Genomic DNA, 20,301 nt, shown 5'->3' on the forward strand with positions numbered 1-20,301 from the left:
CCGGTAAAAAGTCGGTGTTTTACAAAAACTTTCATAACTTTTTGACGTACACATCGGGATTGATAGCAAATGAAGAAAAGCACACTGGCAATGATCATCTCCGCTCTGGCGCTGGCGTCGACCGCACAGGCTGCCGAAGTCTATAACAAAGATGGCAACAAACTGGACTTTTACGGCAAAGTTAAAGCTGAACACTACTTCAGCGATAATGCCGGCTCAGATGGCGACAAATCCTACGTGCGTATCGGCTTCAAAGGCCAGACGCAGATCAACGACCTGATGACCGGTTACGGTCAGTGGGAATATCAGTACAACGTCAATAACTCCGAAGGCAGCGATGCCAACAACGGCAACAAAACCCGCCTCGGTTTTGCCGGCCTGAAATTTTCACAGTATGGCTCGGTCGATTACGGTCGCAACTACGGCGTACTGTATGACGTAGAGTCCTGGACCGACGTGTTCCCGGAATTTGGCGGTGACGGCACCGCGCGTTCTGATAACTTTATGACTCAGCGCGCCACCGGCGTCGCAACCTACCGCAACAATAACTTCTTCGGCCTGGTGGATGGTCTGAAATTTGCGCTGCAGTATCAGGGCAAAAATGACGCCAGCAGCGCCAACAGCCGTACCGACATCAACCGCCAGAACGGCGATGGCTACGGTGCGTCACTCGGTTACACGCTGGGCGATAGCGGCGTGAGCCTGATGAGTGCCATCACCTCATCTGACCGCACCAACCAGCAGCAGGCACGTGCTTACGGCGGCGGTGACCGTGCGGATTCCTGGGGCGCTGGCGTCAAATATGATGCAAACAGCATTTACCTGGCCGCTATCTATACCGACACCCGTAACATGACGCCAATCAGCGGTACCAACCGCAACACCGGTGCCGCAGTGGCCGGTGCCGCCAACAAAGCGCAGAACATCGAGCTGGTGGCGCAGTATCAGTTTGATTTCGGCCTGCGTCCTTCTATCGGTTACGTACAGACCAAAGGCAAAGATATCGAAAACGGTATCGGCGATGCGGATCTGGTGAAATATATCGACGTGGGCGCCACCTATTACTTCAACAAAAACATGTCCGCCTTTGTTGATTACAAAATTAACCAGCTGGATGACGATAACGCGCTGTCAATCAACAATGATGACGTGGTTGCCGTGGGCATGACCTACCAGTTCTGATATCTGTCGGGCCGGCTCCGTCCCTGTTGATTGCTGTGGCGGCGGCGGGCCCGCAGTGCGTTACCCTCAATGTGAAGTGTGTCTGATAAAAAAAGGGCGAGTTTTTCAACTCGCCCTTTCTTATTGCTGAACGCTGTAATCAGGCACTCAGTTTCACCGGTTTCTCATCGAAATCGCTGGCCGGAATCAGATCAAGCTCAAATTCGTGCAGCATCGCTTTCAGACGGGTATGAAAGTTACGTAAGGTTTCTTCCACCCGCGCCGTATTCTCTTTGCCTTTAACCGTCGCCACAGACCAGTCGCCCTCTTTATCGAACAGACCGATATGGTAGACATAGGTAAAGTGATCGGCCTGTGCTTCCAGCTCCATCCACCAGCCCCAGAATTCACGCAGTTCCGGTGCCGGTTTCACATTGACGCAGGCAGCCAGGCAGTCGAAAAAGAAACGGGTTTCACCACATTTCCCATCGCGGATATACGGTCCCAGCTCAGTGAAGCGCTTAAGCAGGCGACTGCGGGGGTGACCACTCGGTAACGTCATGCTAATTCTCCATAGGTTTTGACCGATATCGATCCTCAATCATCCGGACTGTCGCGCCCGCTTCACGCCACGTCACTGGCATCAATCGCCAGGGGTCAGCGAAGCGCGCTGCAGCAGCCCGCAATAATTCAGGTAGTAGTTGTAGCAAATACTGTAAATTTTGCCAGTTACCTTTTTAAACGCTTCTCCAGCCAGTCGCAAATTTCATTTAGCGCCCGATCAAAACTGGCCATCATCGGCTTCACCGGAATCAGCAGCGCTTTGCCCTCCGCCGAGGAGTTGGCGATCAGTTTGCTCTCCTCTTCCGGGCTGAACAGATCGTTCTGCCAGTAGCCTGACAGCATCGGCGTCGGGGTACGCCGGCCCAGCAGCCCCTGGGTTTTCAGCGAATAGCGGTTGAGCTCGGTACGTAACGCGCTGTCAGACGAGGAGGCCATGCCGAGCCGGCTTGCCAGCATATCCATGTACATATCCGGGATCTCATCCTGCAGCGCAGTCTGGGTCAGCAGCGCATGCACAATCGGGCCGAGACAGGCGACCGCCCGCAGCCGTGACGACTCAAGGTAAGCCAGCCGTACCGCCACGTTGGCACCAAAGCGATAGCCAAACGCCGCCACGCGGGTGTGATCGATCCACGGCACCGTTTCCAGCTGACGCAGCACCTGCTGATGTAAAAAGCTGGTGTCCTGATTCAGCGTCCACTTCACCGAGTTGCCAACCGACGGTACATCAATGGTCAGCATCGCAATGCCGCGCGGCGCAAGATAGTCATGGAACAGCCGGTAATGATCGCTTTGTAGCGAGTCGAGTGCGCCACAAAACAGGACGGTCGGATAAGGGGCATCGACGCCTGACGGCATATGCAGGAAACCGCTCACCGGACTGCCGCCGCTGATGGCGAAAGTCAGCGGCTTCAGCTCACCCGGCAGCCGCTGCGTCGCCTCTTCGTAGGCACGGTTAGCCAGCGTCTGGGCCTGGTCGGCCAGCTCATCGCCTTTGATATAGGGATAGGCAGCCACGCTATAGAGATGGGCAGCATGCAGCCAGTACTCGCCCGCTTCGCTGTCGTCGCTGCACTCCAGCGCTTTCTGCTGCCAGAAGCCCGCCTGGCGGCACCATTCGAAATTCCAGTTGCCGCCGCGAAAACCGATCACGGTGTCCAGCAGCGTCTCGTCGGTATGCTCAACGTCGCTGATGGCGATGCGCGCCAGCACTTCGCTGATCTCCTGCGGCGTCAGACCGCGCCAGGTCCACATCAGCTTATTCAGCATGCGATACCAGCCGCGCTGGCTGTCGCCATCAAGGGCGGAGTGCACGTCCGGGGTCGCGTGATGCTGGCGACGCACTAAAGAAGAGGTTTCAGGATGTTTAAAGCGTGGTTTGAACAACTCTTCGCTGAGATTTTTGCTCGACATACTCACTTCTCCTGCGGCATAAAACGGCGATAGCTTAGTGTACTGTACGCCAAATCAGGGTGCGAGGTGCAGAAAGCACAACGCCCGGAAAACCGGGCGTTGTTTAGGGAAGATTAATCAGTTTTTAACAATCGGCGGGATGTAGACCACGCCCATGTCCCACGGCTGCTCAATCCAGGTGTTCTGCGGAATGTCGACGATGTAATCATCGACCAGCTGGCGGCCAGCTGGTTTGGCAAAAATGGTGCAGAAGCGGGCTTTCGGGTACATCTCGCGGATCGCCTGCGCTGTTCCGCCGGTATCCACCAGGTCGTCAATGACGATGAAGCCTTCGCCATCACCTTCGGCGCGCTTCAGCACTTTCATTTCGCGCTGATGATCGTGATCGTAGCTGGAGATGCAAACGGTATCGACATAGCGAATCCCCAGTTCACGCGCCAGCAGCGAAGCCGGTACCAGACCGCCGCGGCTGACCGCGATAATGCCTTTCCACTGTTCAACAGGAAGCAGGCGCTGAGCCAGTTTACGGGCATGAATCTGTAGCATGTCCCAGGTAACGACGTATTTTTCGCTCATAGAATAGGAATCCCAGCCAACCGCGGTGGCTTAAAAATGTGCAACGGGGAAAAGGTTGCGCGAGATTATAAGGAGTTGACGCGCTAAAAACCAGCACCCGCGCGTCGGTTGCGGCTTTTTAGCGCGTCTGAGTGCGCACCCGGGGAAAAACAGTGATATTCTCAGGCCATCTCGCCAGATTCTCTGGCGGCGATCTTTCACTGGAAACTCGCGATGTCCGGCTGGTCCGGCGCACTGACACAGGAGACTTGTCGTGTCTGAATTGTCTCAACTCTCTCCACAGCCACTGTGGGATATTTTCGCTAAGATTTGCTCCATTCCTCATCCCTCTTTTCATGAAGAAGCGCTGGCGAGTTACATCGTCGGCTGGGCCAAAGAGCAAGGCTTCTGGTGTGAGCGCGATCAGGTCGGCAATATCCTGATTCGTAAACCCGCCACTGCCGGGATGGAAAACCGCAAGCCGGTCGCGCTGCAGGCCCACCTCGATATGGTGCCGCAGAAGAATAACGATACCGTACACGACTTCACCAAAGATCCGATTCAGCCGTGGATTGACGGCGAATGGGTCAAAGCGCGCGGCACCACGCTGGGGGCTGACAACGGCATCGGTATGGCATCGGCGCTGGCGGTACTGGCTGACAGCAGCCTGACCCACGGCCCGCTGGAAGTGCTGCTGACCATGACCGAAGAAACCGGCATGGATGGCGCTTTTGGTCTGCAACCCAACTGGCTGCAGGCCGAAATCCTGATCAACACCGACTCGGAAGAAGAAGGTGAGATCTACATGGGATGCGCGGGAGGTATCGACTTCGTTACCACCCTGCCACTGACCCGTGAAGCGGTGCCTGCCAGCTTTGAAACCCTGAAGCTGACGCTGAAAGGGCTGCGCGGTGGCCACTCTGGTGCCGACATTCATATGGGCCTCGGCAACGCCAACAAGCTGCTGGCGCGTTTCCTGGCGGCGCACGCTGCCGAACTGGATCTGCGTCTGCTGGCGTTCAGCGGCGGTACGCTGCGTAACGCCATTCCGCGTGAAGCCTTTGCAACCGTTGCAGTCGACAGCCACCAGGCCGATGCGCTGAAATCTGCTGCGGCGCATTTCCTGACCGCCATCCAGAACGAGCACGGCATTAAAGAGCCGAACATCGCGCTGGTCACCGAACCGCTGGCGCATCAGGGTGAAGCATTAACCGCCGACAGCCGCGATCGCTTCCTTAATCTGCTGAACAGCACGCCGAACGGCGTAATCCGTAACTCAGACGTCGCCAAAGGCGTGGTCGAAACGTCACTGAATATCGGCGTGGTGACGATGGAAGCGGATAAAGCAGAAATCAACTGCCTGATCCGTTCACTGATCGACACCGGACGCGATTATGTGGTGCAGATGCTGACCTCGCTTGGCCAGCTGGCAGGCGCGCAGACCAAAGCGAAAGGCGGCTACCCAGGCTGGCAGCCAGACGCGGACTCGCCGATCATGGCGCTGACCCGTCAGACCTATATCGCGCTGTTCGACAAAACGCCAAACATTCAGGTGATTCACGCCGGTCTGGAGTGCGGTCTGTTCAAAAAACCGTATCCACAGATGGATATGGTGTCGATCGGTCCGACCATTACCGGTCCGCACTCACCGGATGAGCAGGTACACATTGAAAGCGTCGGCCTTTACTGGAAATTGCTGACCACCTTGCTGAATGTGGTGCCAGAAAAGTAATCTCACCGCAAAAAGTTTAACCAGGCTTCGGCCTGGTTTTTTTATGCCCGCCGTGCCGCAACAGCATAATTCACCACCCCGAACGCCCTTCCCCGCCTGAATACGCCACGCTTTCACGCTTCGCTGGTTTTAGCCGCCGTTATGTCCAGATGTCTGGATGGCTAATACCGTTTCGTGCTAGCTTATGCGCTTTCGGTCGTTGCCGCGCCTGAAGCTTCAGGAAAAAATGCGGCCAGTGATTCTTCAGGAGAATGGTGACATGGCTGCGTTAAACCGCCTCGAGATGCGTAACATCTCCATCGCTTTTGGCGGATTTGCCGCACTCTCATCGGTAGATTTCGTCAGTGAAGGCCACTCTGTTCACGCGCTGACCGGCGCGAATGGCGCAGGAAAATCGACCCTGATGGCGGTGCTGTCCGGCGCCCACAGTCACTACAGCGGCGAGATCCTGCTGGATGGCGTTCCGGTCACCCTCCGCAGCCCGCGCGACGCAAAGCAGTTGGGGATTCATCTGGTTCAGCAGGAAGTTGATGTGGCGCTGGTGCCACAGCTCAGCGTGGCGGAAAACATACTGCTGGATCGGCTGGCGGAACCAGGCCACCGCTACCGCTGGGGTGAGATACGTCGTCAGGCGCAAGCCTTACTGGCGCAGCTCGAGGTGACGCTGGACGTCAATCGGCTGGTCGAGCGCTGCACCCTCGCTGAAAAGCAACAGATCCTGCTGGCGCGTGCGCTGTCGCATCATTGCCGCTTTCTGATTCTGGATGAACCCACCGCCCCGCTCGACCAGCATGAGAGCGAGCGGCTATTCACCGTGGTGCGTCGCCTGCAGGCCAGCGGTATCGGCGTGATATTTATCTCTCACCGGATTCACGAACTGAAAGCGATTTGCGATCGCCTGACGGTGCTGCGCGATGGCCGGCTGATTGAAAGCGGCCCGATGGCTGCGCTAAGCGGTGAGCAGATTGTGGAAAAAATGCTTGGGCATCAGCTCACCGACATCTATCCCGCCCGGCGTGAACCACAGCCGCAGCCGCTACTACTGGCGGTCGACGGACTGCATGATGAACACCTGCTGCAGGATATCTCGCTGCGGCTGCATCAGGGCGAAATTCTCGGCATCGCCGGACTGGCCGGTGCCGGAAAGACCGAACTGTGCAAAGCGCTGTTTGGTGCCAGTAAAAGCCGCGTCAGTCGGGGAGAGCTGCACGGCCAGCCGTGGCAGCCGCGCTCCCCGCACGATTCGGTCAGCCGGCGCATGGCGCTGGTGCCGGAGGAGCGGCGTAAAGAGGGCATCTTTATTGATGAGTCGGTGGCGATGAATCTGAGCGTCAGCGCGGACGACAGTTTCTCGCGCTGGAGCCTGTTCGGCCATCGCCAGGCGTGGCGCTGGGCAGAGGCCATCATTCAGCGACTTCAGGTGCGGACTACCGGTCCGGCCCAACCACTGCGCCGCCTCTCCGGGGGGAATCAGCAAAAAGTGGCGATTGGCAAATGGCTGCGTAACAACGCCGACGTGCTGATTTTCGATGAGCCGACCAAAGGCGTCGATATCAAAGCCAAAACCGAACTGTTCACTCTGATCGACGGTCTGGCGCGCGAAGGCAAAGGCATTATCTACGCGTCAGGTGAATTTTCTGAACTGGTCGGCTTATGCGACCGGATTTGTGTGCTCTGGGATGGACGCATTGTGGCTGAACTGGCCGCGCGCGATGTCACTGAAGAGACGCTTTTGCTTTATTCCACCGGAGGAACCCCTGCGTGAGCAGCAAAGAAACCAGCCTGAATCTGCCATCATCTTCATGGCGTCATCAACTGTTCGACTTCCTCTATAAATGGGGCATGTTACTGACGGTGGTGATCCTGATCGCCGCCTTTGGCCTGGCCTCAGACAGTTTTCTCGAACCCAACAACATCATCAATATTTTGCGATCGATTGCGATTGTTACGGTCATCGCGGTCGGCGTATCGATCTCACTGACTGTCGGCGGCTTCGATCTTTCGGTCGGCTCGACCGCTTCGCTGGCCAACGCGCTGGTGATTTCGCTGTTTGTCTGGCACGGCCTCGACACCACCGAAGCAATCCTGATTACCCTGGCGCTCTGCAGCCTGGTCGGACTGTTTAACGCCTTTCTGATTGTCATCCTGCGGATCCCCGACATGCTGGCCACGCTGGCCACGCTGTTTGTGATTCAGGGTGTGGCGATGACCTACAGCTTTGGCGGCTCGATCACGGAAAACATGGTGTTGCCGAGCGGCGATATGGCGGAAGGCACTATCCCGGCGGCGTTTGGCCTGCTGGGTCAGGTGCCAGCCATCGTGATCATTATGCTGGTGGTAACGGTCGTGGCCCAGCTGGCGCTGTCGCTGACCAAACATGGCCGCCGGATGTATGCCCTCGGCGGCAATCCCGAAGCGGCGCGACTCTCCGGTATCCGCACTACCCGCTATCGCGTGCTGGCCTATGTGATCGCCTCGCTGCTGGCCGGACTGGGCGGCATTCTGCTGGCCTCACGTATTGGTTCATCACAGGTTAACGCCGGTGGCGGCTACCTGATGGATGCGGTGGCGGCGGCTTGGATTGGCTTCTCGCTGGCGGGATCGGGCAAACCGAATGCGCTCGGCACGCTGGTCGGCGCGGTGATCCTCGGGGTATTGCAGAACGGCCTGGTGATGCTCTCCGTCCCCTATTACGCCATGGACATTATTAAAGGGCTGGTGCTGGCTTTGGCACTGGCAATCACCTATATCCAGCGCCGCTGAGGCGCACTGACCGGAGTTGATAATAATGCAAAAAATAACGCTCTCGCTGCTGGCCCTGAGCCTGCTGAACGCCAGCGCCGCTTTCGCGGAGACCGTTACCCCGGTGCCCGAGGCTATCGCCAGTCACAACGGCCCGATCCGCATCGCGGTGATCCGTAACCTCGGTTCTGACGATAACACCACCCAGTTTGTCGCAGGTGCGATTCAGCAGGGCCGTCAGCTCGGCTTTAAGGTCAGCACTTTCCTCAGTAACGGCGACGACGCGCGTTTCCAGGATTTCGTTAACCAGGCGATCAGCCAGAAGTATGACGGCATCGTGCTGTCGCACGGTAAAGCGCCCTACGCCAGCGGTCTGGTCAAACGCATCGCCGACGCCGGTATTAAGCTGTCGGTGTTTGATACCCCGGTTGATAACCCGATTGAGGGCGTGACCGTGACGGCGCAGGATGACGCATCGCTGGCGCAGCTGTCGCTGGGTCAGTTAATCAGCGATTTCAACGGCAAAGCCAACATCGTCAAATTGTGGGTGGCGGGCTTCCCGCCAATGGAACGCCGTCAGGTGGTGTACGAGAAACTGCTGAAGGAGAATCCTGGCATTCATCAGCTGGAGTCGATTGGCGCCGTCTCTACCGATGTACAGGGTGATACCGCAAACAAGATTGGGGCCATTCTGGCGAAATACCCGAAAGGCAAGATTGACGCCATCTGGGGCGCGTGGGACGCCTTCAGCCAGGGCGCCTATAAAGCGCTGCAGGAGAACGGGCGTACCGAGATCAAGCTCTACAGCATCGATGTCTCGAACCAGGATTTGCAGCTGATGCGTGAGAAGAACAGCCCGTGGGTTCAGACCGTGGCGGTGGACCCGAAAACCATTGGCGCGGTAAACATGCGTCTGGTAGCGAAAAAGATTGCCGGTGAAGCGACGCCAGCCACCTATCAGTTTAAGGCTGCGTCGATCTCTCAGCAGCAGCTCAACAGCCAGCCCGGCGCGGTAAACGTTGCCTCGCTGAATAAAATCGTCCCAGGCTGGGGTGGTAATGACGATTTCGTCGCGCCGTGGTTCGCCACTCTGGCAGCGAAAAATCACAAGTAAGTGACGGCGCGTCAGCACTGGCAGGCACGCCAGGCTGACGCGCACTTATCGCCAGACCGCGCTACAACCCCAGTAACAGCTGTCGTTCCAGCTGGGGATCGAGCAGGGTGACGTGCAGCCCCACCAGCCTGACGCCCCGCCCGACCCGACGCTCATCCCAGGTTTTTTTGGCAATCGCGATCATGTCCTCTTTATTCAGCACCGGCCAGATGTGTTCCTGGGTGGTCTGCTGAAAGTCGCTGAACTTCAGTTTCACGCCCTGCCGCGCCACCTGCTTATCGGGCCGAATCTGGCTCAGCCGGCGATCCAGCTCGGCATAGAGAAAATCGATGATCTCCAGGCAGGCGTCCCAGTCGTTAATGTCCTCGGCCAGCGTACGCTCAACCCCGAGTGATTTACGTTCCCGCTCAACCACCACGCCACGCTCGTCAATGCCGTTGCTGCGCTCCCACAGCACCCGGCCAAACTTACCAAAGCGCTTCAGCAACTGGGCTAAATCCGCCTTCTGCACATCTCCGCAGGTCACCAGGCCCATCTCCTCCAGCTTTTTTGCCGACACCTTGCCCACGCCCGGGATCTTCGCCAGCGGCAGCGTCAGTAAAAAACCGGACATCTCCGCCGGCGTGATGACAAACTGTCCGTCCGGCTTATTCATGTCGGAGGCGATTTTCGCCAGAAATTTAATCGGTGCGATGCCGGCCGAGGCGGTCAGCTGAGTTTCACGCAGGATAGTCGCGCGGATATCCTGGGCGATCAGGGTGGCAGAGCCGTGGCAGTGCGGGCTGTCTGTCACATCCAGATAGGCTTCATCCAGCGACAGCGGTTCAATCAGCGGTGTGTAGCGGGTGAAGATCTCGCGAATCTGCGCCGAGGCTTCTTTGTAGGCATCAAAGCGGCCTGGCAGCAGCCGCAGATGGGGACATAACTTGAGCGCCATCCCGGTCGGCATGGCGCTGCGCACGCCATATTTGCGCGCCGGGTAGTTAGCGGTACTGATGACACCGCGACGTTCGCGGCTGCCGCCGATGGCAATCGGGATGTCACGCAACAGGGGATTATCGCGCATCTCCACCGCAGCATAGAAGCAGTCCATATCGACATGAATGATTTTACGCATACCCCCTCCAGCACTGGATAAGTATACAGTTGGCGAAGGTAACTGCAATATTTGTCGCGGCCGGCATTAAAGTTTACAAATTTCTGGCCGTATTCTGTTCAGGAAATCGCGAATTTCTGGCGCGCTGTCTTGCTAAAAAAACAGACAATGTTTAATGTTGCGCTGCGGTAGCGGATAGTTCCGATAATGCAAGCAGAGACGCACGATTCGCGTCATTGTTCTCTTCACCTCAAGGTACACACAGCATGGGCAAAATCGCACTCCTGTTTGCGATGATTTTACTGCCAGCCCTCAGCATGGCAATGACCCCAGAACCCGCTCAGCAAGCGGCACCGGTCAGTAAAGAATTAAAGAAACAGTTACTCGGCACGCCGGTTTATATTCAGATTTTCAAGGAAGAGCGTACCCTCGAACTGTACGGCAAAATTGGTAACGAATACCGCCTGCTGGATACCTATCGCATCTGTAATTTTTCTGGTGGTCTCGGCCCGAAACGTCGTGAAGGCGATTTCAAAAGCCCGGAAGGATTTTATAACGTCAGGCTGAACCAGCTGAAACCGGATAGCCGGTTTTATCGCGCGATCAATATCGGCTTTCCGAACCAGTACGATCGCAATCAGGGCTACAGCGGTAACTACCTGATGATTCATGGCGACTGTAAGTCGATTGGCTGCTATGCCATGACGAACGCCTATATGGATGAGATCTTTACTTATGTCAATGCGGCGCTGCGTAACGGTCAGCAGGATATCAGCATCAGTATCTATCCATTCCGCATGACCGACAGCAATATGCAGCGTCACCGTTACTCTACCTACGCCAGTTTCTGGCAGCAGTTGCAGCCGGGTTACGCTTATTTTGCGAAGTATCACCAGCCACCAACGGTTAACGTCGCCAGCGGTAAGTATGTGATGAACAGCAGCCCGGTAGTGACCAATCCCGAAGCTGCTTCACGCTCATTCCTGGCGCTCTCCAAGGCAGAATAACGCCCACTCACCTGGCACAATCCGCTGCCAGGTTTCATTGGCCGTCAGCGGCTGCGTCGCAATCACCGTCACCACGTCATGCGGCGTGGTGTGCTGCTGAAAATCAACCTCTACATCCTGATCGAGCAGCTGTGCGCGGCCAAACGGCGCGCGTCGGGTGATCCAGAACAGGTTGGTGGAGCAGAAGGCCATCAGATAACGCCCGTCCGACAGCAGCATGTTAAACACCCCTTTCTGCCGCAGGCTGCCCGCCAGTTCACCGATGAAGCGAAACACCGCTGGCCAGTTACCCGGCGTGCGGGGATAACGCGTCGCCAGCTGATGTAAAATCCAGCAGAACGCCTTTTCGCTGTCGGTCTCCCCGACCGGACGAAAGGTCCCGGTCTCCAGCTGACGGTAGCCCTTTAGCTGCCCGTTATGGGCGTAGGTCCAGTTACGGCCCCACAGTTCGCGGGTAAACGGATGGGTGTTTTCCAGCGAGACCTGCCCGCGATTCGCCTGGCGGATGTGCGCCACCACCGAATGCGATTTGATCGGGTACTCCTGCACCAGCCGCGCTATCGGCGAATTGAAGCTCGGCAGAGGATCCTTAAAGGTACGACAGCCTTTATCTTCGTAAAAGGTAATGCCCCAGCCATCTTTATGTGGGCCGGTTCCGCCACCACGCTGCACCAGGCCGGTAAAGCTGAAACAGATATCCGTGGGAACATTGGCGCTCATCCCGAGCAATTCGCACATAGCCACCACCTTAGAGTAAGACGCCTCCCGCCAGGCGAGAGGCCAGAGTGTTACTTCACCATCTCTTTTTCGATCAGCAGCATCAGAATATGGATCACTTTAATGTGGATCTCCTGAATGCGATCGGCATAACCAAAGTGCGGCACCCGGATTTCAATGTCAGCACTGCCCGCCATCTTACCGCCATCTTTGCCGGTCAGGGTGATCACTTTCATCCCCTGCGCCCGCGCCGCCTCAATCGCCTTAATGATGTTGGCCGAGTTGCCGGAGGTGGAGAGCCCCAGCAGCACATCGCCCGGACGGCCTACCGCTTCAACATAACGCGAAAAGACGTAATCGTAGCCAAAGTCGTTACTGACGCAGGAGAGATGGCTGACGTCTGAAATCGCAATCGCCGGATAGCCAGGACGATTTTCACGATAGCGACCGGTCAGCTCTTCGGCGAAATGCATCGCGTCGCAGTGCGACCCACCGTTGCCGCAGGAGAGCACCTTGCCGCCCGCCTTGAAACTGTCAGCCAGCAGCACCGCAGCACGCTGGATCGCATGGATATTCGCGTCATCGCTGAGGAATTTATTCAGCGTATCGGCGGCTTCGTTGAGCTCAGAGCGGATGATGTCCTGGTACATAGGGAGGTCCTTTTTTAGCAGAGGTTAATCGCAGCAAGTTTAACGGAATGCCTGGGCGGCGCAAAGCATCACGCCATTCCGGCCCGATCGCCGCTGGCATTATCTCTGCACAGCCGCCAGCGAAACGGGTCGGAAAATTGATTTTGTGAGTCAGGTTGTAATTGCGATGTAAACGAATTGATAAAAAGAGCCAACTGCTCTAAACCTCTACTCAACAGGTCAGACCTCTTACTACTTACGGAGCGGTTCATTATGATGGTTGTTTCGATACTTGCCACGGTGGTGCTGATTGGCGCCCTGTTCTACCACCGCCTGTCGTTGCGGCTGAGCAGCCTGATTCTGCTGCTGTGGACCGCGGCGATGGCGGCCGCACACCTCTGGACGCCGTGGCTGCTGCTGCCACTGGCTATTATTCTGTTGCCGTTTAACCTGCCGTCGCTGCGCCGTAATCTGTTTTCAAAACCGATGCTGCAGCGTTTTCAGCAGGTGATGCCGCCAATGTCACGCACCGAGAAAGAAGCGATCGATGCCGGTACCACCTGGTGGGAAGGCGATCTGTTTCAGGGCAAACCGGACTGGCAGAAGCTGCATAACTATCCTCAGCCGCACCTGACACCGGATGAGCAGGCCTTCCTGGAGGGTCCGGTTGAAGAAGCGTGCCGGCTGGCGAATGATTTCCAGATTACTCATGAAATGGCCGATCTGCCGCCGGAACTGTGGGCTTATCTGAAACAGCATCGCTTCTTCGCGATGATCATCAAAAAAGAGTATGGCGGGCTGGAGTTTTCCGCTTATGCCCAGGCTCGCGTGTTGCAGAAACTGGCTGGCGTATCGGGCATCCTGGCGATTACCGTCGGCGTACCGAACTCGCTCGGTCCGGGCGAACTGCTGCAGCACTACGGCACTGATGAACAGAAAAATCACTATTTACCGCGTCTGGCGCGTGGCGATGAAATCCCCTGCTTCGCCCTGACCAGCCCGGAAGCCGGCTCAGATGCCGGTGCGATTCCCGATACCGGCGTAGTGTGTATGGGTGAATGGCAGGGTCAGCAGGTGCTGGGTATGCGCCTGACCTGGAACAAACGCTACATCACGCTGGCGCCTATCGCGACCGTGCTGGGGCTGGCGTTTAAACTGTCCGATCCCGATCATCTGCTCAGCGATAACACCCATCCGGGCATTACCTGCGCGTTGATCCCGACCAACACCCCCGGCGTGGAAATCGGTCACCGTCACTTCCCGCTTAACGTGCCGTTCCAGAACGGTCCGACCCGTGGTAAGGATATTTTCGTGCCGATCGATTACATCATCGGCGGACCGGAAATGGCCGGACAGGGCTGGCGTATGCTGGTTGAATGTCTGTCAGTGGGTCGCGGCATTACCCTGCCGTCCAACTCGACCGGCAGCCTGAAAAGCGTGGCGCTGGCAATTGGTGCCTATGCCCATATCCGCCGTCAGTTCAGACTGTCGATCGGTAAAATGGAAGGGATTGAAGAGCCACTGGCACGCATTGCCGGTAATGCTTACGTGATGGATGCGGCAGCAACGCTGATCACCGCCGGTATTATGCAGGGTGAAAAACCGGCGGTACTGTCGGCGATTGTGAAATATCACTGCACCCATCGCGGTCAGCGGGCGATCATCGACGCGATGGATATTGCCGGCGGTAAAGGCATTATGCTCGGTAACAGCAACTTCCTGGCGCGCGCCTATCAGGGTGCACCGATCGCGATTACCGTTGAAGGGGCGAACATCTTAACCCGCAGCATGATCATCTTCGGCCAGGGGGCAATTCGTTGCCATCCTTATGTTCTGCAGGAGATGGCGGCCGCGGCCAGTAACGACGTTGACGCTTTTGATCGGGCGCTGTTCAGCCATATCGGCCACGTCGGCAGTAATCAGGTGCGCAGTCTGTGGCTCGGCCTGACCGGCGGACGCACCAGCGCCACCCCGACCCGTGATGCGACGCGTCGTTATTATCAGCATCTCAACCGCATCAGCGCCAACCTCGCGTTGCTGTCAGATGTCTCAATGGCGGTGCTGGGCGGTAGCCTGAAACGTCGTGAACGCATCTCGGCGCGACTGGGTGATGTCCTGAGCCAGCTTTATCTGGCCTCTGCCACGCTGAAGCGCTACGACGATGAAGGCCGTAACGAAGCCGATCTGCCGCTGGTGCATTGGGGCGTTCAGGATGCGCTGCATCAGGCGGAAGTGGCTATCGATGACCTGCTGCGCAACTTCCCTAACCGGCTGGTGGCGGGTGCGTTACGCCTGGTGATTTTCGCCGGTGGTCATCACTGCCCGGCACCGTCCGATCGTCTTGATCATCAGCTGGCAAAAATGCTGCAACTGCCGTCTGCCACCCGCACACGTCTGGGACGCGGACAGTATCTGGCACCGGTTGATAACAATCCGGCCGGTCAGCTGGAACAGGCGTTGCAGGATGTAATGGCTGCGGAAGTGATTCACGACAGACTGAGCAAACAGAGCAAGCAGCACCTCTCCTTTACCCGGCTGGATGAGCTGGCAAAACGGGCGCTGGAGCAGGGCTGGATTGACGATAAAGAAGCCGAGGTATTGCGCCGCGCAGAAACCAGCCGCCTGCGTTCTATCAATGTGGATGAGTTTGAAGCGGATGCACTGGCGGTACCGGTGCCAGAGAAGAAACCTCAATCCGCTTCGGCACGTGCCAGCGAGGCGGCATAAGGCGGCGGGCCGATGTGATGTCGGCCCGTTAATTGAGCGCAGGCTCAGGGAGCGTATGCCCTCCGTAAAGACGCAACAACGCCATCAATGGCTTTAGCGTTTAATCTGAGCGTGTTTCCTGCACTGGCATCCCCCTCATCGCCAGCAAGATTCTTGTTTTATCTAAAGGCCGACATCACGTCGGCCTTTTTTTATCCTGCCTGACGGATGCGGGCAATCAGCGCATCCACATCTTCTACATGATCGGCCGCCAGTATCAGCGTGCGTCCCAGGTTAATCGCGTTACGGATGCAGTCGGTACGCATCGCCGGATCGGCGATCAGCTTCATATCCGCCACATGTGACATTCCCACCGTGCGGCGAATCAGTTCGGTACCGCAGTAGCCGATGGTATCCGCCCATACTTTGCGCAGGAAGGCATCGACATAGCCGGGATAAGCCAGCGCCACGTCAGCGGTTTTCTCCGCCGCCAGCGCCTGGAAACGGCTGGAGAAGGTTGTCCAGACGCTATGCACATCGCTCAGGCGTTGCTCACGGGCATCGGCGGCTTCACGCGGCGGCAGCAGACCGGGCAGGCCGCAATAGTTGATCAGCAGATTGCCGAGCGCGGTGCCGATATCAAAGCCCATCGGCCCGAAATAGCCAAATTCAGCATCAATCGCTTTCAGGCTACCGTCCGCGACAAAAATCGATCCGCTGTGGATATCGCCATGCAGCAAGGCTTCGGCATGGGCAAAGAAGCGGTGCTTGAGACCAGCTACCGCAATACGCAGCGCATCATCGTGACGCAGGCTGGCCACTAACGGCTCCAGCGCCGCCGGATAGCTGTTACGCGGATGATCGGTGTAGGGATCGTTAAAGAACAGATCTTCGGTGATCTCGCACATTTCCGGATTAATGAAGCGCGCCACTTCCGCTTTCTTCTGATGCGGATGCAGCACGAAGTCGGAGGTGTTAAACAGCGTCTGTGCCAGATATTCGCCCAGCTGCCGTGGCGCGTCAGGATAGTAAACGCCCTTTACCAGCTCGCTACGCCAGATACGGTGGCTGGAGAGATCTTCCATCACCATCACCGCCAGATCCGCATCGTAATGGGTAATCTGCACCGTGTGCTGTGGGCAATATTTGTAGTGCTCGACCAGGGTCTGCGCTTCAAGCCGCGCCCGATCCAGCGTCAGAGGCCATGACTCGCCGACGCAGCGCACATAAGGCAACGCCTGCTTGACCACCACCCGGCTGTTGCCCTGATCGTCATAAATTTTGAACACCAGGTTAAGATTGCCGTCACCAATTTCCTCGGCACGGCTCAGGGCGGAAGGATTATCCAGACCGCCGAATTGTCGGGCATAGTCCACCGCATCAGCAGCGGTGAAGGTACGGTATTGCGACATTGCCTGTTCCTCATCATTCGAAGGCTGAATAAACCCGGTGTAAAAGCCGTTCAGACGTCTATACATCCGTCGAGCATGTTGGCACAATATCTGACATTAACGCAACAGGGATTTCACCCACCATGCAGACTCTCCAAACCACCAGCTTACAGGTTCGTGACAATCAGCTCTGGATCCTCGATCAGCAGGCGCTGCCGCAGCAAAAAAACTGGCTACCAGCGCACAGTGTGGCGCAGCTGGTTGAGCATATTCACGCGCTGCGGGTGCGCGGTGCGCCACTGATTGGCCTTTCCGCCTCGTTATTGCTGGCGTTGCTGGCAGAACAGGGACAGACGCAGAGGCAACTGGCTGAGTCGCTGGCGATCCTGCGTGCTGCCCGCCCTACCGCCGTCAATCTGATGAATAACCTTGATCGGATGAAACAGGCGCTGGCGCAACCGGCGTTCGCTACCGCGCTGGCCGAGGAAGCCTGGCGACTGGTCGAAGAAGATAAACAGCTGTGCGAGGCGATTGCCACCGCAGGCAGCGCGCTGGTAAAACCCAACAGCCAGCTGCTGACCCACTGTAACACCGGCGGGCTGGCAACGGCGGGCGTCGGCACCGCGCTGGGGGTAATCATCCTCGCTCATCAGCAGGGCCGGGTTAACAACGTCTGGGTCGATGAAACCCGTCCGCTGTTGCAGGGCGGCCGGCTAACGGCCTGGGAGCTGGGCGAACGGGCGGTTCCTTATACCCTGATTACCGACAGCATGGCCGCCAGCCTGATGGCCAGCAAACAGATGGATGCAGTGTGGGTCGGCGCTGACCGGATTGCCGCCAACGGCGACGTCGCCAATAAGATCGGCACCTACAGCCTGGCGGTACTGGCACACTATCATCAGATCCCGTTTTATGTGGCCGCGCCGCACACCACGCTGGATCGCAGCTGCCCGAACGGTGCGGCGATTCCGATCGAGCAGCGCGCTGCCAGTGAAGTGACCGGCGTGGCCGGCAGTTTTGGCAGCGTGCAGTGGGCACCTGAAGCGGCGAACGTCTACAACCCGGCGTTTGATGTGACGCCAGCCGCCCTGATTAGCGGTTGGGTTCTGGATACCGGCGTGGTAACACCGGAGCAGGTAGCGGCGGGAATTTTCCAGCCCCAGTGAGTCAGACGGCCATCGCGCACTGTTCTGCGCGGTGGCCGAAGCGGCTCAGCCGATTACGCCAGTCGTGGATAGGCGTCGGCAATCCTGTCACCGGTAAAGTTAGCGATCCACCCTTCCTGATTATCAAAAATCCGAATCGCGGTGAAATGCGGCGACGATCCCATATCAAACCAGTGTGGCGTACCGGCAGGCACCGAGATCAGATCGTTCTTTTCGCACAGGATCTGCAGGATCTCGCCATCCAGATGCAGGCAGAACAAACCCGCGCCCTCAACAAAGAAACGCACTTCATCTTCGCCGTGGGTGTGTTCGGAAAGAAACTTTTCGCGCAGCACCGTTTTCTGCGGATTGTCCGCCCGCATGCTGATCACGTCCCAGCTCTGATAGCCCTTCTCCGCCACCAGCCGGTCAATCGCATGCTGATAGGCGGTGATAACCGCTGCTGCGTCCGGGTTTTCCCCCAAATCGCGATCGGCTTCCCAGCGTTCAAAGCGGACGCCTTTAGTATTCAGCCGCTCAGCGATCGCCTGCGGGTCGGTGCTGTGCCATATCGGCTGGCTGGCTTCGCTGTCGGTAAAAATAGTCAGTGCACTCATTCTAAATCGACTCCAGGTTAATCTCAGAAAAATCAGTGACCTGACGGTGGCAACTTGCGCCATCCGCCTCACCACGTATCAGCTGCAGGGTATGCCAGCCAGCCTGGGCAGCCGCATCCAGCTCCTGATGAATATCCGACAGGAACAGCAGTTGCTCCGCTGGCAGGCCAATCTGTGCGGCAATGGTGTGATACGCCGCGACTTCACGTTTAGCGCCGACGTGCGTATCGAAGTAGCCGCTGAATAAGCCAGTAATATCACCTTCGTCGCTATAGCCAAATAACAATTTCTGCGCCGCAACCGAGCCTGAGGAATATACATAGAGTTTACGACCCTGCGCCTGCCAGGCGGTCAGGGCCGGGAGCACATCGGGATAAAGATGGCCGGTGAAACTGCCGTTGAGATAGCCATCACGCCAGATCATCCCCTGCAGCGCTTTCAGTCCGGTAGATTTACGATCCTGATCCATAAAGCTGAACAGGATCTGCGTCAGGGTCGGCAGATCGGCCTGCGGCTGATCGACCTCAGCCCGCACCGCCTCAAGTGCAGCCTGCACCTCTGGCTGATGCTGCTGGTCACGCAGGAACGTCGCCAGATGCTGGCGCGCGTAAGGAAACAGGATGTTATGGACAAAGCGGATATCACTGGTGGTGCCTTCAATATCGGTAACAATGGCGCGGATCATGCGTTCTCCAGCAGGCGACGTTGACGTTCACATTCAAATAAAAACTCCAGCCCTTCCAGCTGGCGACGCGCTTCGCTGACATCGCGGCCCCAGCAGGTTAAGCCGTGACCGCGCAGCAGGAAGCCATAGCGCAGCGGAAACCGGGCGGCGTAATCTTCAATTTCCGACGCCAGCGCCGCAATGTCCTGGCTGTTATCGAACACCGGGATGGCGACGGTATCCAGATGATTATGCTGACCGGTGAGCGTTTTCTGCATCTCATAACCGTGCAGCAGCAGCGCCGCGCCCTGCTCGACCCGCGATAACACCGTCGCATTCACGGTATGGGTGTGCAGCACCGCGCCCGCCTCAGGAAAGAGCCGATAGATCAGCGTGTGCAGGCCGGTTTCCGCCGACGGCTTGCGGCCGGAGAGCGCCTGGCTGGTGGCAATATCGACCTGGATAAAGTCATCACGCGTCAGCGTGCCTTTATCTTTACCGGATTCGCTCAGCAGACAGATCTGCGCATCCTGACGCACAGACATATTACCGCCGGTCGCGGGTGCCCAGCCCTTCGCACCAATCCAGTGACAGGCGGCGACCAGCTGATCTAACGGGTGAATATCCGACATAGGGTTTCCTTGCAGTGGAATGTGATGGCTGGTAACTCAGATAACGGTAACGGCCCTAAAAATACAACAGGTTAAGTTTGCTACTTTGCCGGCAAAGCTCACGATGTCTTTTCAATGATTCCTGTATCAGCAAAGCTCATAATCCCTGCCAAATGATCCGTGTGTCAGCAAGGCGGTAAGAGCGCTTATCCCCGGGAGCTGACATCAGTCAGTGACCGGGGTAAGCAAACGCAACCAACGCCGCTGAGGTGCAGAGCATGACGCATTGTAAATGCTAAATGATCCGCACCTCAGCAAGGCGGCAAGTGCGCGCATCCCCGTGAGCTGACATCAGTCAGTGACCGGGGTAAGCAAACGCAACCAACGCCGCTGAGGTGCAGAGCATGACGCATTGTAAATGCTAAATGATCCGCACC

The 20,301-nt window shown here is 57.3% G+C and carries 18 protein-coding genes; 8 read left to right on the forward strand and 10 right to left on the reverse strand.

Annotated elements, in window-relative coordinates:
• The first annotated feature begins 69 nt into the window (after positions 1-69).
• On the forward strand, positions 70-1,182 hold the full coding sequence (ompC, locus tag ABIB18_RS17175; protein ID WP_069727906.1) for a porin OmpC: 1,113 nt from the start codon (positions 70-72) through the stop codon (positions 1,180-1,182).
• 139 nt (positions 1,183-1,321) lie between these two features.
• Here the strand turns inward: ompC and crl are convergent, their stop codons facing one another.
• The 3 genes from crl to gpt form a co-directional block, all read right to left on the reverse strand.
• Positions 1,322-1,723, reverse strand: coding sequence for a sigma factor-binding protein Crl (gene crl / locus ABIB18_RS17180; RefSeq protein ID WP_031374988.1), 402 nt, complete (start codon positions 1,721-1,723; stop codon positions 1,322-1,324).
• A gap of 167 nt (positions 1,724-1,890) precedes the next feature.
• Entirely contained in the window at positions 1,891-3,138 is a 1,248-nt protein-coding gene (gene frsA, locus ABIB18_RS17185) for an esterase FrsA (RefSeq protein ID WP_046288500.1), read from the reverse strand.
• Positions 3,139-3,255: 117 nt separating this feature from the next.
• The gene (gpt, locus tag ABIB18_RS17190; RefSeq protein ID WP_031374987.1) at positions 3,256-3,714 is read right to left on the reverse strand and encodes a xanthine phosphoribosyltransferase; all 459 of its coding nucleotides are present in this window, start codon (positions 3,712-3,714) and stop codon (positions 3,256-3,258) included.
• 253 nt (positions 3,715-3,967) lie between these two features.
• Between gpt and pepD the strand changes: the two genes are divergently transcribed.
• The 4 genes from pepD (at position 3,968) to ABIB18_RS17210 (ending at position 9,281) form a co-directional block, all read left to right on the forward strand.
• Positions 3,968-5,425: a beta-Ala-His dipeptidase gene (gene pepD / locus ABIB18_RS17195; protein ID WP_031374986.1), complete on the forward strand. Its 1,458-nt coding sequence runs from the start codon at positions 3,968-3,970 to the stop codon at positions 5,423-5,425.
• Positions 5,426-5,684: 259 nt separating this feature from the next.
• A complete protein-coding gene (locus ABIB18_RS17200) occupies positions 5,685-7,190 on the forward strand; it encodes a sugar ABC transporter ATP-binding protein (RefSeq protein ID WP_031374985.1) in 1,506 nt (501 codons plus the stop codon).
• The gene (locus ABIB18_RS17205; protein ID WP_031374984.1) at positions 7,187-8,188 is read left to right on the forward strand and encodes an ABC transporter permease; all 1,002 of its coding nucleotides are present in this window, start codon (positions 7,187-7,189) and stop codon (positions 8,186-8,188) included. The genes ABIB18_RS17200 and ABIB18_RS17205 overlap by 4 nt, the downstream gene beginning before the upstream one ends.
• 25 nt (positions 8,189-8,213) lie before the next feature.
• Entirely contained in the window at positions 8,214-9,281 is a 1,068-nt protein-coding gene (locus tag ABIB18_RS17210; protein WP_354474942.1) for a sugar ABC transporter substrate-binding protein, read from the forward strand.
• Positions 9,282-9,342: 61 nt separating this feature from the next.
• Here the strand turns inward: ABIB18_RS17210 and dinB are convergent, their stop codons facing one another.
• Positions 9,343-10,398: a DNA polymerase IV gene (gene dinB / locus ABIB18_RS17215; RefSeq protein WP_046288501.1), complete on the reverse strand. Its 1,056-nt coding sequence runs from the start codon at positions 10,396-10,398 to the stop codon at positions 9,343-9,345.
• Between the two features lie 245 nt (positions 10,399-10,643).
• On the opposite strand from dinB, the gene dpaA reads away from it, so the two are divergent.
• A complete protein-coding gene (gene dpaA, locus ABIB18_RS17220) occupies positions 10,644-11,384 on the forward strand; it encodes a peptidoglycan meso-diaminopimelic acid protein amidase (RefSeq protein ID WP_031374982.1) in 741 nt (246 codons plus the stop codon).
• Here the strand turns inward: dpaA and ABIB18_RS17225 are convergent.
• Together ABIB18_RS17225 and lpcA are read right to left on the reverse strand one after the other, a co-directional pair.
• On the reverse strand, positions 11,355-12,122 hold the full coding sequence (locus ABIB18_RS17225; RefSeq protein ID WP_031374981.1) for a class II glutamine amidotransferase: 768 nt from the start codon (positions 12,120-12,122) through the stop codon (positions 11,355-11,357). The two genes, dpaA and ABIB18_RS17225, sit on opposite strands and share 30 nt — an antisense overlap.
• A gap of 50 nt (positions 12,123-12,172) precedes the next feature.
• Positions 12,173-12,751: a D-sedoheptulose 7-phosphate isomerase gene (gene lpcA, locus ABIB18_RS17230; RefSeq protein ID WP_031374980.1), complete on the reverse strand. Its 579-nt coding sequence runs from the start codon at positions 12,749-12,751 to the stop codon at positions 12,173-12,175.
• A 252-nt stretch (positions 12,752-13,003) separates the two neighbouring features.
• Here lpcA and fadE point away from each other — a divergent pair, with 252 nt between their 5' ends.
• A complete protein-coding gene (fadE, locus tag ABIB18_RS17235; RefSeq protein ID WP_316552009.1) occupies positions 13,004-15,457 on the forward strand; it encodes an acyl-CoA dehydrogenase FadE in 2,454 nt (817 codons plus the stop codon).
• Between the two features lie 191 nt (positions 15,458-15,648).
• Here fadE and mtnK read toward each other — a convergent pair whose 3' ends face one another.
• Complete coding sequence (gene mtnK / locus ABIB18_RS17240; RefSeq protein WP_279809588.1) at positions 15,649-16,848, reverse strand: S-methyl-5-thioribose kinase; 1,200 nt, start codon at positions 16,846-16,848, stop codon at positions 15,649-15,651.
• 122 nt (positions 16,849-16,970) lie between these two features.
• Here mtnK and mtnA point away from each other — a divergent pair, with 122 nt between their 5' ends.
• Entirely contained in the window at positions 16,971-17,993 is a 1,023-nt protein-coding gene (mtnA, locus tag ABIB18_RS17245; RefSeq protein WP_354474946.1) for an S-methyl-5-thioribose-1-phosphate isomerase, read from the forward strand.
• 53 nt (positions 17,994-18,046) lie between these two features.
• Here the strand turns inward: mtnA and ABIB18_RS17250 are convergent, their stop codons facing one another.
• From ABIB18_RS17250 to ABIB18_RS17260, 3 genes are read right to left on the reverse strand one after another with little or no spacing between them, the layout of a single operon-like run.
• Positions 18,047-18,589 carry a 1,2-dihydroxy-3-keto-5-methylthiopentene dioxygenase gene (locus tag ABIB18_RS17250; protein WP_046288502.1) on the reverse strand — a complete coding sequence of 181 codons (543 nt, stop codon included), beginning with the start codon at positions 18,587-18,589 and terminating at the stop codon, positions 18,047-18,049.
• Position 18,590: 1 nt separating this feature from the next.
• Positions 18,591-19,274 (reverse strand): acireductone synthase, encoded by a 684-nt coding sequence (mtnC, locus tag ABIB18_RS17255; RefSeq protein WP_031374976.1) that lies wholly within the window; start codon positions 19,272-19,274, stop codon positions 18,591-18,593.
• Complete coding sequence (locus ABIB18_RS17260) at positions 19,271-19,885, reverse strand: methylthioribulose 1-phosphate dehydratase (protein WP_069727900.1); 615 nt, start codon at positions 19,883-19,885, stop codon at positions 19,271-19,273. The genes mtnC and ABIB18_RS17260 overlap by 4 nt, the downstream gene beginning before the upstream one ends.
• Between the last annotated feature and the right edge of the window lie 416 nt (positions 19,886-20,301).

Origin of the sequence: Pantoea sp. UYEF8, from assembly GCF_040546285.1 — a bacterium.
In the GTDB taxonomy this organism is placed as follows: domain Bacteria; phylum Pseudomonadota; class Gammaproteobacteria; order Enterobacterales; family Enterobacteriaceae; genus Pantoea; species Pantoea brenneri.

Bases quoted from the DNA above. Each gene is read 5' to 3' on its own strand.
- crl (WP_031374988.1), bottom strand. From the start codon at position 1,723: ATGACGTTACCGAGTGGTCACCCCCGCAGTCGCCTGCTTAAGCGCTTC.
- fadE (WP_316552009.1), top strand. From the start codon at position 13,004: ATGATGGTTGTTTCGATACTTGCCACGGTGGTGCTGATTGGCGCCCTG.
- ompC (WP_069727906.1), top strand. From the start codon at position 70: ATGAAGAAAAGCACACTGGCAATGATCATCTCCGCTCTGGCGCTGGCG.
- gpt (WP_031374987.1), bottom strand. From the start codon at position 3,714: ATGAGCGAAAAATACGTCGTTACCTGGGACATGCTACAGATTCATGCC.
- ABIB18_RS17260 (WP_069727900.1), bottom strand. From the start codon at position 19,885: ATGTCGGATATTCACCCGTTAGATCAGCTGGTCGCCGCCTGTCACTGG.
- mtnA (WP_354474946.1), top strand. From the start codon at position 16,971: ATGCAGACTCTCCAAACCACCAGCTTACAGGTTCGTGACAATCAGCTC.
- dinB (WP_046288501.1), bottom strand. From the start codon at position 10,398: ATGCGTAAAATCATTCATGTCGATATGGACTGCTTCTATGCTGCGGTG.
- dpaA (WP_031374982.1), top strand. From the start codon at position 10,644: ATGGGCAAAATCGCACTCCTGTTTGCGATGATTTTACTGCCAGCCCTC.
- ABIB18_RS17210 (WP_354474942.1), top strand. From the start codon at position 8,214: ATGCAAAAAATAACGCTCTCGCTGCTGGCCCTGAGCCTGCTGAACGCC.
- frsA (WP_046288500.1), bottom strand. From the start codon at position 3,138: ATGTCGAGCAAAAATCTCAGCGAAGAGTTGTTCAAACCACGCTTTAAA.
- ABIB18_RS17250 (WP_046288502.1), bottom strand. From the start codon at position 18,589: ATGAGTGCACTGACTATTTTTACCGACAGCGAAGCCAGCCAGCCGATA.
- ABIB18_RS17200 (WP_031374985.1), top strand. From the start codon at position 5,685: ATGGCTGCGTTAAACCGCCTCGAGATGCGTAACATCTCCATCGCTTTT.
- mtnK (WP_279809588.1), bottom strand. From the start codon at position 16,848: ATGTCGCAATACCGTACCTTCACCGCTGCTGATGCGGTGGACTATGCC.
- mtnC (WP_031374976.1), bottom strand. From the start codon at position 19,274: ATGATCCGCGCCATTGTTACCGATATTGAAGGCACCACCAGTGATATC.
- ABIB18_RS17225 (WP_031374981.1), bottom strand. From the start codon at position 12,122: ATGTGCGAATTGCTCGGGATGAGCGCCAATGTTCCCACGGATATCTGT.
- lpcA (WP_031374980.1), bottom strand. From the start codon at position 12,751: ATGTACCAGGACATCATCCGCTCTGAGCTCAACGAAGCCGCCGATACG.